Source organism: Lyngbya sp. CCY1209, from assembly GCF_055795065.1.
Map to the genome: position 1 here is coordinate 1 of NZ_JAYFER010000459.1, position 12,579 is coordinate 12,579.

Annotated in this window: 10 protein-coding genes and 1 tRNA gene; 5 read left to right on the forward strand and 6 right to left on the reverse strand. The window is 52.1% G+C overall.

The features are described from left to right. Positions 1-100 precede the first annotated feature (100 nt). Together AC0QHF_RS14580 and AC0QHF_RS14585 are read left to right on the forward strand one after the other, a co-directional pair. Positions 101-820: an HAD family hydrolase gene (locus AC0QHF_RS14580; RefSeq protein ID WP_324704953.1), complete on the forward strand. Its 720-nt coding sequence runs from the start codon at positions 101-103 to the stop codon at positions 818-820. A 31-nt stretch (positions 821-851) separates the two neighbouring features. Beyond that, positions 852-924 (forward strand) — tRNA-Ala (locus tag AC0QHF_RS14585). A gap of 186 nt (positions 925-1,110) precedes the next feature. On the opposite strand, the gene AC0QHF_RS14590 is transcribed toward AC0QHF_RS14585, so the two are convergent. Further along, positions 1,111-2,661 carry an ABC transporter permease subunit gene (locus tag AC0QHF_RS14590; protein ID WP_324704954.1) on the reverse strand — a complete coding sequence of 517 codons (1,551 nt, stop codon included), beginning with the start codon at positions 2,659-2,661 and terminating at the stop codon, positions 1,111-1,113. A 163-nt stretch (positions 2,662-2,824) separates the two neighbouring features. On the opposite strand from AC0QHF_RS14590, the gene AC0QHF_RS14595 reads away from it, so the two are divergent. Further along, positions 2,825-3,586, forward strand: a complete 762-nt coding sequence (locus AC0QHF_RS14595; protein WP_324704955.1) for an amino acid ABC transporter ATP-binding protein — start codon at positions 2,825-2,827, stop codon at positions 3,584-3,586. A gap of 203 nt (positions 3,587-3,789) precedes the next feature. Here the strand turns inward: AC0QHF_RS14595 and AC0QHF_RS14600 are convergent, their stop codons facing one another. The 5 genes from AC0QHF_RS14600 to AC0QHF_RS14620 form a co-directional block, all read right to left on the reverse strand. Next, complete coding sequence (locus AC0QHF_RS14600) at positions 3,790-5,373, reverse strand: iron uptake porin (protein ID WP_324704956.1); 1,584 nt, start codon at positions 5,371-5,373, stop codon at positions 3,790-3,792. 251 nt (positions 5,374-5,624) lie between these two features. Then, positions 5,625-6,230 (reverse strand): hypothetical protein, encoded by a 606-nt coding sequence (locus tag AC0QHF_RS14605; RefSeq protein WP_324704957.1) that lies wholly within the window; start codon positions 6,228-6,230, stop codon positions 5,625-5,627. A 7-nt stretch (positions 6,231-6,237) separates the two neighbouring features. Then, on the reverse strand, positions 6,238-6,549 hold the full coding sequence (locus AC0QHF_RS14610) for a hypothetical protein (RefSeq protein ID WP_324704958.1): 312 nt from the start codon (positions 6,547-6,549) through the stop codon (positions 6,238-6,240). A 55-nt stretch (positions 6,550-6,604) separates the two neighbouring features. Then, on the reverse strand, positions 6,605-7,414 hold the full coding sequence (locus AC0QHF_RS14615; protein WP_324704959.1) for a TIGR04255 family protein: 810 nt from the start codon (positions 7,412-7,414) through the stop codon (positions 6,605-6,607). A gap of 147 nt (positions 7,415-7,561) precedes the next feature. Then, a complete protein-coding gene (locus tag AC0QHF_RS14620) occupies positions 7,562-10,276 on the reverse strand; it encodes a DEAD/DEAH box helicase (RefSeq protein ID WP_324704960.1) in 2,715 nt (904 codons plus the stop codon). Positions 10,277-10,478: 202 nt separating this feature from the next. Between AC0QHF_RS14620 and AC0QHF_RS14625 the strand changes: the two genes are divergently transcribed. Together AC0QHF_RS14625 and AC0QHF_RS14630 are read left to right on the forward strand one after the other, a co-directional pair. Then, positions 10,479-11,615 carry a M14 family metallopeptidase gene (locus AC0QHF_RS14625; RefSeq protein ID WP_324704961.1) on the forward strand — a complete coding sequence of 379 codons (1,137 nt, stop codon included), beginning with the start codon at positions 10,479-10,481 and terminating at the stop codon, positions 11,613-11,615. A 213-nt stretch (positions 11,616-11,828) separates the two neighbouring features. Next, a complete protein-coding gene (locus AC0QHF_RS14630; protein WP_324704962.1) occupies positions 11,829-12,380 on the forward strand; it encodes an HdeD family acid-resistance protein in 552 nt (183 codons plus the stop codon). The last annotated feature ends 199 nt before the right edge of the window (positions 12,381-12,579 follow it).

The window sequence follows — 12,579 nt, forward strand, 5'->3', positions numbered from 1 at the left end:
GCCGTGTGAGGTGAAAGTCTCATGCACGGTTTTGAATGGGAGGGGGAGAAGGTGACTTCTCTCTCGACCCCTAATTGGATGATGTTTGCACCCGATCGCTATGAGTTTGAAAGCTGTCCTGTTCGATTTCAACGGTGTCATTATCGACGACGAGCCGATCCACGAAGAACTGATCCGGGAATTGTTGGTGGCCGAAAATCTGAGGGTGACATCGGAGGAAGTGCGCCAAGTGTGCCTGGGACGGAGCGATCGCGCCTGTTTGCAGGATTTGCTGTCCCGGCGGGGGCGAGTCGTCACCCCGGAAATCCTCGACGACCTGATCGATCGCAAGGCCCGGGCCTATCGGCAGCGGTTGCAGTCGGCGGAGGAACTGCCCCTGTATGCCGGGTTGGCGGAACTGATCCCCGCTCTTCTGGCCGCCGGCTTGAGATTGGCTGTGGTGACGGGGGCGATCCGGGCCGAGGTGGAATGGGTGCTGACTCGCGCCGGGTTGATCGAGTATTTTTCCGCGATCGTGGCCGGGGACGACATCACCACCAGTAAGCCGGAACCGGACGGCTATTTGCTGGCGGTGGAACGGCTGAATTGGACCGACACCCGGTTAAATTTGCGACCGGCTGAATGTCTGGCGATCGAGGATACTTTTGCGGGAATCGAGGCGGCGAAACGGGCCGGAATTCCTGTGGTGGGGGTGGCCCACACCTACCCCTTCCATATGTTGCAGCGGCGGGCCGATTGGTGCGTGGACTACCTCACCGATCTGGAATTGGAGCGGATTCAGCGGGTTTGCGGGGAAGTTACACCATCCGCCCCCAGTTGATGTTATGATGGGAGGCTGAAATGATTGACTCGGGGAATTAGCTCAGTTGGTAGAGCGCTGCGATCGCACCGCAGAGGTCAGGGGTTCGAGTCCCCTATTCTCCATCTCGGTTAAACCCTTATCCTTTAAGCTTTTCAGCACTTTAACCAAGGCGCTCTCAACCGTTTGTCTACTCAAAATCTACTCACCCTCTCTTTTGATTGGGAGTCAGGAATCGGGGAGAAATTGAACAATTTCCTTTCCCCAATTCCCTTTCCGACACCCTACACCCTACCCCCTACACCCTCTCTTCACTGAGACGCGACTTGAGGCCGGGTGATATTTTTCGGAGGTGCGACGGCTTTGGTTTTTTTCTTGAGGGGGTCCATCCGCCGTTCCAACCATTTGAAAATAAAGGAAGAAGCAGTGGTCAAAAGCAGGTAAACGAGGGCGACAGCCAGGTAAATTTCAAAGGCTTTGTAAGTCGTCGCCACCATCAACTGTCCCTGACGGAACAACTCCTCGAACCCGATCACTGCCACCAAACTGGTATCTTTAATCAGGGTAATAAATTCGTTGCCCAGGGGCGGCAGCATCCGCCGAAATGCTTGGGGAAAGATAATGTAACGCATGGTTTCGATGGGGTTCATCCCCAGCGATTCGCAGGCTTCCCACTGTCCCTTTTCGATGGATTGAATGCCGCCCCGCATGATTTCGGCGAGGTAGGCGGCGACGTTCAAACTCAGGGCAGCGATCGCGGCGGGCAACCGTTCAAAACTGAAGTCCAATCCCAGTTCCCGGAACAGGGCTGGCAGGCCGAAATAAATCATAAAAAGCTGCACCAGCATGGGAGTCCCCCGGAAAAACTCCACATAAACGCGGCAGATCAACCGCAGGGGTTTGTAGGGAGAAATCAGCGCCAGGGCGACCAGCGTCCCGCCCAGCAAACCGAAAATAAAGGAGAAGAAGGTCAACATCAACGTCACCCCTGCCCCTTTGAATAAATTCTGGAAAAGCCGTCCCCAATTCAAAGCATTCACTGCATCGGATTCCAGAGCGGGGGCGACGGGAGGCAGGGGCGGCGGATCGCCGGCGAACCAGTTCTGATAGATGGCATTATATTCCCCGGTCGCCAACAAGTTTGTCAAGGCGCCGTTGATTATTTCCAGGTCTGGGGAATCCTTCGGGAGGGCGATGCCGTAAAATTCTTCCGTCACCAGTTCTCCGACGACTTTGACCCCTTGGAGTCCGGCGTTTTTGATGGCGTACAGCGTCACCGGGCCGTCATTGACCACGGCATCGACTTTGCCGTTGATTAATTCTTGGAGGGCGATCGCGGCACTGTCGAAGGTGACGATTTGTGCCCCTTCAATTTTTGCCACTTCCCGGGCGCCGGTGGTGCCGATTTGGACGGCGATTTTTTTGCCTTCTAGATCCTCGAAACTGCGGATATTGTTTTCGCCTTCTTGAACCGCGATCGCCAGACCGGCTTTAAAATAGGGGCGGGAAAAAGACAGGGATTGGGCCCGCTCTGCGGTGATGGTGATGCCGCTGATCGCCGCGTCCACCGTTTGGGATTGCAAAGCCGGGATGATCCCGTCGAAGGGAAGGCTGACAAATTCCACGTCCAATCCCGCTTCCGCCGCGATCGCCTCCATCAAATCGATATCAAATCCTTCCAAACCTTCTCCCCCTTCAGCCTGCATTTCAAAGGGGGGAAAGGTGGGTTCCGTCGCCACTTTAAAGACTCGGGGCGTTTCCTGGGCCGTCACCGCTCCGAACGCAAAAGCGATCGCCGTCAAACAAGTTATCAAACCCAAGGTCAAGTATCTGAACCAACCCCGGCGCTGCAATTGTTTCATTATTCGGTTATATTTTGGTTTCCAAATCAAAACTCCTGTTCGTTCTAACCCCAAATGGGACACGATAATGTATTGTGTGCTACAACTTCGGGCGCATTTAATGGCAATACTTTCAATGTTTGAGATGCTTGATTTCCTGTTTGCCATTATCTGGGTTAGCCTCATGTCAGATCTCGCGCCCGTCATCGTCTGTGACGAACTCAAAAAAAGCTACGGTCCCCTGGAAGTGCTCAAGGGTGTGACCGGAACCCTGCACCAAGGAGATGTCGTTTCCGTGATCGGTCCGTCCGGCTGCGGGAAAAGCACGTTTTTGCGCTGCTTGAATCGCCTGGAAACCATCAACGGGGGAAGCTTGGAAGTGATGGGGATCGATATTTCCCATCCCCAATTAAATCAAAAAGTGCTGCGCCAACTGCGAAGTAAGGTGAGCATGGTGTTTCAACATTTTAATTTATTTCCCCATTTGACCGTTTTAAAAAACTTGACGATCGCCCCCCAAAAAGTGCTGAAAACTTCCGAATCGGACTGCCGCGATCGCGCCCTGCATTACTTGGAAAAAGTCGGTTTGGGCGATAAAGCGAATGTTTACCCCGACCAACTCTCCGGGGGGCAGAAACAGCGGGTGGCGATCGCCCGGAGTTTGTGCATGAAACCGGAGGTGATTTTATTCGACGAACCCACCAGCGCCCTCGACCCGGAATTGGTGGGGGAAGTGCTGGGAGTGATGCGCCAGTTAGCCGAAGACGGCATGACGATGGTCGTCGTCACCCACGAAATGCAATTCGCCCGGGAAGTGTCCAACCGGGTCCTCTTTTTCAATCAGGGAATTATCGAAGAGTCCGGCCCCCCTGCGGAACTCTTCAACCAACCGAAAAGCGATCGTCTGAAAAACTTCCTCAGTCGCATTAAAAATTCTAATTCGTGATGGGGCTATTGTCTAGAAACCAGGTTTCTACTTAAATCTTGATAAGAAACGAAAGATACTCCTAGAAACCCGGTTTCTTCCCCCCCGAGAGATGTCTAGAAACCGGGTTTCTACTTAAATCTTAATTGGGAAACGAAAGATACTCCTAGAAACCCGGTTTCTTTGCCCCACCGAGAGATATCTAGAAACCCGGTTTCTTCACCTCAGAATTGAAAACCCATCCGCACAACTCCCACCCAAACCGCATCTAAATCGTCGGTCGGGTTAGTGACGACGTAGCCGCCGGGGGTGAGGGAAATGTATTCGTTGAACTGGAAATTATAAAAGAGTTCAAATAACAGCGACATCTCCTCATCTTCCGGCCCATTTTCGACCTGCAAAGCGTTGGGGGGGGCGGCGACGACCAAACCGAGAACGTCCCCTTCTTTGAGTAAATCCAGGAAACTGAAAATCGCCGCCCAACTCCAGATATCGGCAGAGTCCCCATCCCGGAAGCCGCCTTTTGCTTCGGCGTAGGTGTACTGTCCCCAGGCGGAGAAGTTGAAGAAATCGCTGAAATAAACCGTCCCGTTAATTAAAAAGTGGTGGGCGATCGTCGGCGTTTCCGACCCGAAGGGAGCTTCCGCGAGGCGCGAACCGTTGCGGCCCGAAACGAAGACATTATCGGGGGCAAAATAATTGTAACCGTAGGCGAAAGCGAGGGCGGCGCGATCGCTCGGATAGTAGGTCAGTTGGGTGAAAATATTGTTGCCGCCGTTAAAGAATCCCGACCCCTCCTCGGCACTCGATCCTTCATTGGCGATATAACCCCCCGTCCAATTCAGGGTGTCGGCGATGTTGTAGGAGAACGCCACCCCGGGGCCTTCGCTGGTTTTGTAGATGGCGGCGTACTCTCCAAAATAAGAGAGCGCCCCGGTGGAGGCGCTGACGGCGGTGGGGTTGAGGGGATCGGCGATATCGTCCATATTCATATTCACCGCCGTCACCCAGAAGGCCAGGTCGTCCCCGACGGGAAAGCGATATTCGAGTTTGTTGATGGTGACATCGGTGCTGTCCCCGGCGGCCCAACCCAGATCGCTCATGGCCGTTTCCCCCTGTTCAAAGGGGATATTTCCCGACTGGAGGCGGGTTCGGAGGCGATCGCGACCGGAAAAACTGGTCAGAAAATTCATCCGCACCCGATAGCCCAGGGTGGTTTGGTCCTGTTCGAGGTCGCCGCCGTCGCCGGAAAAGTCGGCGATGGAAAAGATAATTTCGGATTGGAGTTTGGTGGTGGTGGAGAATTGGTTGGCCTCCAATTCGCCGGTTCGGGCCTCCAAAGCCGTCACCCGACCCCGCAGACTCGCCAATTCCGCCGCAAATTCCTCCATCAACCGCTGCAATTTCGCCAGATCTTCCCGCGTCACCAGATTTTCGGTGGATGCGGCGATCAATTCGTTGATCCGTTCCAGACAGGCGTTGACTCCGGCGGCGAATTCGTAGCGGGTGAGGGCGCGATTTCCTTTATAGGTCCCGTCGGGATATCCGGCGATGCAACCGTAGCGTTCGACGAGGGATTGCAGGGCTTGAAAGGCCCAGTCCGTGGGCTGGACGTCGGAGAGTTGGGAAACGGAGGTGACTTGATCGCGTTTTTTATGGCGTCCTTCGTTACCGTAGCGTTGCAGTTGGTTTAAAGTCGTCGGGTCTGTTGGGGCGATTGGTTCGGTTTCCGCAACACCCGGAGACGCGAGTATACCATTTCCCAGAAGTACCAGACCCAGCAGCCATCGGCGGTTGCGAAGTTTCACAATCTTTTCTCCTCACGCGATATCCACCCCAAACGGGCGCGATCGCACCCAAACTCGACAGCAGAGCCGTTTGGGGGGTAAATTTGCGGATTATCCTAGCTTTATCCGCCGTGGCGTTTGGTATACTCGGTTACAGTGCCGGGATGGGCGATTTTGGGTGCGATCGGAAGCGGAGAAACGTCGGAATGGTGTCTTTCTGCGATATTTAGAAGATTTAATAATCCCGAAGTCGGGTGATAATTACTGTTATTTCAATTTTCTTTATTACTTATAATGGGTGACGGCAAAGCTACTCTCTGATGAAAAAAATGATAGCGGACTGAAAAATGTTCTAAATAAGGACTTGCAAGGATGCTCCGTCGTTTGGCAGTACCATTGTCGATTTGAAAGTATAAATTTTCAGCATCGATTCCGAAAACTCGTTTAAAATCTGACGTCAGTTCCGGCAATCCTTCTTGCCCAAGGTCGAGTTCTGGAGTGACGGCTTGAAAAAAATGATATCGCTCATGGCGATTTGAATTAACATAATTCCACTCTCTGCTATTAATATTGTTGTTTGGGTTATCTCTGATAGATCGAGCCGTATCGACTTCACACAAAAGAATTGAATTTAAAAGTTTGTTGGAATTTTTTGGATCGTTTTTTACATTGTTTCTGGCTTTATAATCCCAATCCAAATCGCAATCTTGACTGACAATAATTGCATAAGGATGGACTACCTTTTGAAAAGGTATAGAGTCAGGCTCAGGATTAGTGGAGCCATTAATTTGGGGTTTATATTGAACGACTCCTGTTAAAATTTCTCCCTGTCTTAGTGCCTCATCGGCGGAGACTCTATACATCAAATCTACTGACATGAACAAATTAATCCCAACTTAAACTCAAAGGAGATCTGGTTTCTGTAAAAACAATGTCACCTGATACGATTTCTGGAGTCGGAGTTGATTGTGCAATCTCAGAAGGAGATTCTCCATAAAACTCTTTGATCTGTTCCAAAGTTTCTACAGACTCTTGAAGGCCTTCTATGGGAAGTTTGCTGATAGCAATGAGAAGAAGAAAGGCTTTTAGAAAATTAAAATATTTTGCTGAGTCTTCATGAGAAAACTCAACTTCAACATAAAAATTGGACACATTGAAATTCTCGAACCCAGGAGACAATGTTTGCTGTTCTGGCATACCATATGAACGCCTCACTGTAAATGAAATATCACTGGGATTCTGTTTTGAACTCTCAAATCTCAGAGTGGATTCGTTCGGGTTCCAGTGCTTCATGAAGTTTGTCGGTAATACTCCATCTAAACAACTTTCCGGCTGATTCTTTAAATTGATCGAGGACATTCCAAACATCTTCCCTCCTTGTTCTCTGTTCCACAAAAAAATCCGCATCTAGCAAATATCCGGGTTCCCTCTTTCCTTGATCCGGATCTTGTGCCATCACCAGACCATGTTTAAACTGCAATTTACCTCCTTCAAAATCTATCTCCAAGTTTTTAATCAATAATTTGAGTGACTCGGCGATTTCTGGTGTATGCAGTTCAGAGGCAATGTGTTCTGGTATTAAATCCGCCCAAGTTGTTTGTTGGTCGAGATCAAGGTTAGAACGAATAATCAAGTCTTGATACTTTAAATCAATTCTTGAATAGAAGGAAGGTTCATAAATTTGATCGAAAATCTCTAAAATTTCTTTTAATCTTGCTTTAAATGATTCATATCTTTCATATTGGGTTGTTGCCAAAGCAATGAAATCTTTGTTTAATAACACTTGCCATTTCAAATCTTCCGATCTCAAACAATAAGTGACATCTTGAAAGTTTAAAGATAAACCCATTTTTTGAGCCAATTGAAAGATTTCATTCTGGCTGCCGGGAATGCTGACAGATTTTTTTACTTCATATAAAGGATACTGAAAACGTACTTTGTCTTGAAACTCAGCCGGCTCTTGATTGCTAATCTTCAGAATTGTAGGAAAGCGAATCTGACACACAACCTCCACTAAGGGGTTACGTTTATAGATAACTCGCTCGTAGTTGGGAAGTTTCATTAGCGATCCCAGTCCTCTCACTCAGATCTATCTTAACTTGACTTTGGACTCGTTTGAGCACAATGCGTCATATCCCCGAGAGATGATGTCTGAAATCGCTGTAATTCTTGCGGGACGGCGCTTTTCCCGAAAAGCGCCGATCGCACCCTACCCCACATCCTCATTCACCGGGAAGCGATCGATCAACCCCTTAGCCGCGATCGCATTTTGTTTCAGAACCCCACTCAAATGCGGAACGTGGGGAATTTGGGAGAGAAAATCCAGGGTGCGCCGCAGCATCCGCACGATGTCCCCCTCGTCCAAGGTGGTATTTTCCACCAACTCCGTCCACTCCACCCCCGAGGCCCACTGCTCGACGATCGCGCTCAACCGCTGGTGTTCCCGGCGTTCCGGCAGCACCAAAAACTCGACCCGGTGCCGGCCCTGGACTTTGATGAGCGATCGCCGCAAGGACCACAGGCGGGCCAGCGCCTCCTGCACCACCTCCGAAAGTTGATAATTCGTCCAACTGTCGGACCGCGAAACCTCCGTCACCAAAGCCGCGCATCCCCCCGCCAAATTTTGGGGTTCCAATTCGTCGAATTCCCCGGACATCAACGCCAACCCCAACCACAATTCATTGTCCCCCCGCAGGGCCGCCGTCGCCTGTCCGAGGCGGGTCGGCTCCAAATCTTCGAGGGCTTCAAAATGTTGCAGGATGGAGATCAAATTGAGGAATTCCTGCCAATTTTGCTCCATATATTGCTTCAATTCCTGGCGGCGATCGCTAATTTCCTCCTGAATCGAGTGCCACCGCCGCCACCGCTTCAGCAGCTTTTGGGGTTTGCCCCACCTTTGGACGGGGTGATCCCGCAAAATGTCCTCGACTTCCTGAATCCGGGCCTTCTGTTCCTCCACCTCCGGCGCGATGTCGGGGGTAGAAACCTGCGGAACCTGCATCGCCAAACTCGCCGAAACCTCGTCGCCGCGCCGCGATTCCCCCAACTTGAACGACATATGCTCCGGCAAATCCAGATAATCCACCGCCTTCAACCTCGGGAGTTCGGCGTGCAACGCCACCACGTCCGCCGCCGCCACCACGTACCAGCGGTTGTCCCGGCCCAGACAGAGGAAATAGGGCGCCTGTCCGGGACTCGGCGTTTTCGCCACCAACACCGCCGGCAGGGGTTTGGAGTCGGACTGTCGGGCGGTGGGGACGTGTTTCCCCCGCAGGCTGACGATACTGCCCAACACCGCAAAGGCCATCGCCTCGGCCATGTACTGCGTCCGGGCTTCTCCGGCTTGCTTTTGCAGGGTTTTCAACAGTCGCTTTTCTTCCCGCAGCCGCTCTTGTTGTTTTTCATAATTTGCCAAGGTATCTTCCAGGGTATGGAGATCCAAATCGTCTCCCAACCCCAGTTGCGCCTCAATTTGCACCAATTCATTTTCCAGATCGCCGATCTCCAACTCCGCCGGAACCAGGGATAACGTAGAGAGATATTGGCCGAAACTGCGCTCGACGAGATTTTTCGCCTCTTCCAGGGTGTGGGTTTGCAGCAGGTTCAATACCATCCCGTAGCTGGGGGTAAATTGACTCACCAGGGGATCGGCGCTGGAAGTGGCCAGATAGGCGGCTTCTTTCGCCCCTTCAAAGGGCGTGTGTACCGTGACGACGTGGCCGAGTTCGTCCATCCCCCGCCGTCCGGCCCGCCCCGCCATTTGCAGGAATTCGGAGGGTTTCAGGAGGCGGTGTCCGTCGTCGGTGCGTTTGGAGAGGCTGGAAATCACGGTGGTGCGGGCGGGCATATTGATCCCGGCGGCTAGGGTTTCCGTGGCGAAGACGACTTTAATTAACCCCAACTGGAACAGTTCCTCCACCAAGGCTTTCCAGGCGGGGAGCAATCCGGCGTGGTGGGAAGCGATGCCGCGGGAGAGGGGTTCGAGTTGTTCGGGTCGGGCGGCACCGGGGGTTTCGGCGATGAAGCGGTCGATGCGATCGCTCAACAGTTGGGCTTCTTCGGGGTTGACCAACGAGAGGTGGCTGACGTCGGCTACAGAGCGCTCGCACCCCCGACGGCTAAAAATGAAGTAAATCGCCGGCAACATATCCCGCTGCTCCAGGGTGGACAGGATGTCGGTGAGTTTGGGGACGTTCTCCCGGCGGTTGCGGCCCCGCTGCCGCGATCGCCCCCGTTCCTTGAGTTTGGGGCTGATCTTGCGCCCGGTATTGTCCAGGAGGGGGAACATCCCCTTGTTGTTGCAGAAGTGAAATTGCAGGGGGACTGGCCGGAAGTCGGAGTAGATCAACTCCGTGGGGCCGTGGACTTTGCCGATCCAGTCGGTGAGTTGGTCGCTGTTGGCCACGGTGGCGGACAGGGCTAACAGTTGCACGTCCGGGGGGCAGTAGATGATCGACTCTTCCCAAACCGTCCCCCGCTGGCGATCGTTCATGTAGTGGCATTCATCCAACACCACCGCCTCCACCCCTTCCAGGGAGGTGCCCACCTGGCCGATGGGGGTGCCGTAGAGCATATTTCGGAAAATTTCCGTCGTCATCACCAAAATCGGGGCGTCCCGGTTCAGGGACAGATCCCCCGTCAGTAACCCCACCATCTCGCCGCCGAACTGTTCCCGAAAATCCCTCAATTTCTGGTTGGACAAGGCTTTGAGGGGGGTGGTATAAAAGACGCGGTGGCCGTTGGCGAGGGCCCGGTGGATGGCGTATTCTCCGATCAGGGTTTTTCCCGACCCGGTGGGGGCGCAGACCACGACGGATTTTCCCGCGTTCAGGGCCGCGATCGCATCGAGTTGGAACCGATCCAGACCGAAGGGGAACAGGCTTTCGAGATTGATGGTTTGACGGTTTTGGGTAAAGTTCGACACAAGGATGATGTTGAAATGACCAAACGATGGCGTTTAAATTGATAGGCTCGGGTTCAGAAGTCCGGCGCTTTCGGTTCGCCCGACTGCCGACTATCTAGATTGTAAACCCTGGCACCAGATGTGCCGTCGGCGGGCCACCAATGGGCGCGGCGGCGGGCATTCATCTCGACCGGGATTGTGAATCGGGGGTTTTGTTAATTTTATGATACCGACTCTCTCGACGATTCCTCTGTTGCAGTTGGCCTCCGGCGATCGCCTCGCATTGCAGGTTTATCGGTTTCGAGGGGCGAAACCGGGCAAAAAAGCCTATTTGCAGTCCAACTTGCACGGGGCGGAAATTAGCGGTAACGAGGTGATCCACCGCGCGATCGGGTTTTTGCGCGAATTGGATGCGTCCCAACTGGCGGGGGAAATTTGGCTGGTCCCGGTTTGCAATCCCCTCGGCGTCAACCAGCGATCGCACCATTTCTCTTCCGGTCGATACAATATTTATGATGGCAAGGACTGGAATCGCATTTTTTGGGATTACGAAAAAACCGGGGAGGAGATCGCGACTTTCGCGCGATCGCAACTCGACCTCGAACCGGAAGCCATCATCGAAAATTACCGACAAAAAATTCTGCAAAAGTTCCGATCCTTACAGGCGGAAATCGAAGCCCCCAGCCGCGTCACCTACGGCGAATATTATCGCTATCAACTCCAGTCCCTCTGTCTGGATGCCGATTATGTCATCGACTTGCACAGTTCCACCAACCGCGCGATCGATTACCTGTACTGTTTCCACAGCCGCGAAGACAGCGCCCGGGCGTTCCTCCTCGACTACGGCATTTTGATGAATGAATATGACGGCGATGCCTTCGACGAAGCCTTTCTGAAGCCGTGGCTGGCGTTGGAAAGAGAATTGTCAAATTTGGGAAAACCGATTCAGTTCGACATCGAATCCTGGACGCTGGAGTTGGGATCGGGAATGGAAATGAATCCGGAATCCGTCGATCGCGGCTTCCTCGGCGTTATCAATTATCTCGCCAGCAAGGGAATGTTGAATGTGGAAAATTTTCCCCGCAAGGAAACCGAAATCTATCCGATAAAACTCACGCCGAAAAGTCGGGTCAACAAATACTATGCCCCCCACGGCGGGATGTTTAAGACGGATATTTCTGCCGGAGACTATATAAAAGCCGGTCAAAAAATTTACGATATTTTATCTTTTGATAAAGTCGAAAATAAATCGGAATTGATCCCCGGATTCGCCGAAGCTGGCGGGTTGGTGTTCGACGTGGCGCGGAATCAAAGCGTCAATCAGTTCGATTATATGTTGTCCGTGATGGAGGGAGATTGAGCGTCCAGGTGCGGCGCGGCGGGCGCAATGTGAAGGGGTGGGCGCAAGCCTTGCGCCCCTACAGTTTGATTGATTTTTAATATCTTATACTTGAATGAAGTATATTGGTTTTGACTTGCGATCGGGTACTCTGACCTCGGATAGATGACAGGGGAGGCGAGTCGGGGTAGAAGAAAGCCAAATTAAATTTAAGTTGTTTGCCGGAGAAAAATTATGAACGCCGATATTGCCGAAGACTTGAAAAAAAGTGTGGGATTGACGATCGCCCTCGGGGTTTTATTAATTATACTGGGACTGGTGACGATCGCCCTGCCCTTATGGGGGACGATTGCGATCGCGATCGTGTTGGCGTGGGTGTTTATTATCGGCGGCGTGATTCGCCTGGTTTATGCCATCCAATCTCGACAAACGGGCGGTTTTTTACTCAAACTTTTGGTTTCTCTTCTCTATATTATTCTCGGAATTTTGCTCCTTAGCAATTTATTGGCTGGAATTGTCACCCTGACATTATTGGTGGGAATTTTTATTTTTGTTGAGGGTGTATTTGAAGTAGTCGTTGCCTTTCAACTTCGCCCTCGGGACGGTTGGGGATGGACGCTGTTTAGCGGCATTGTAACGGTTATTTTGGGGATTCTAATCTGGTCTCGGTGGCCGTTAAACGCCGCTTGGTTGATCGGATTATTGGTGGGCATTAGTTTATTATTCAGCGGAATTTGGACAGTCATGTATGCCGTGGCATTACGTCGCAGCCTCAACCAAGTTTAACATTATCAAACACTGTAGGGCCCCCTGGCTTGCGCCCTCTTGATGATTTGATTATCTGTGGGGGCAACCGTCTCTGGTTGCCCGAGAATCAATGGGCAAGCACAGAGGCTTGCCCCTACCTCTATTATCCATTCATTTCAGGGGCAAGCACAGAGGCTTGCCCCTACCTCTATTATTATCCATTCATTTCAGGGGCAAG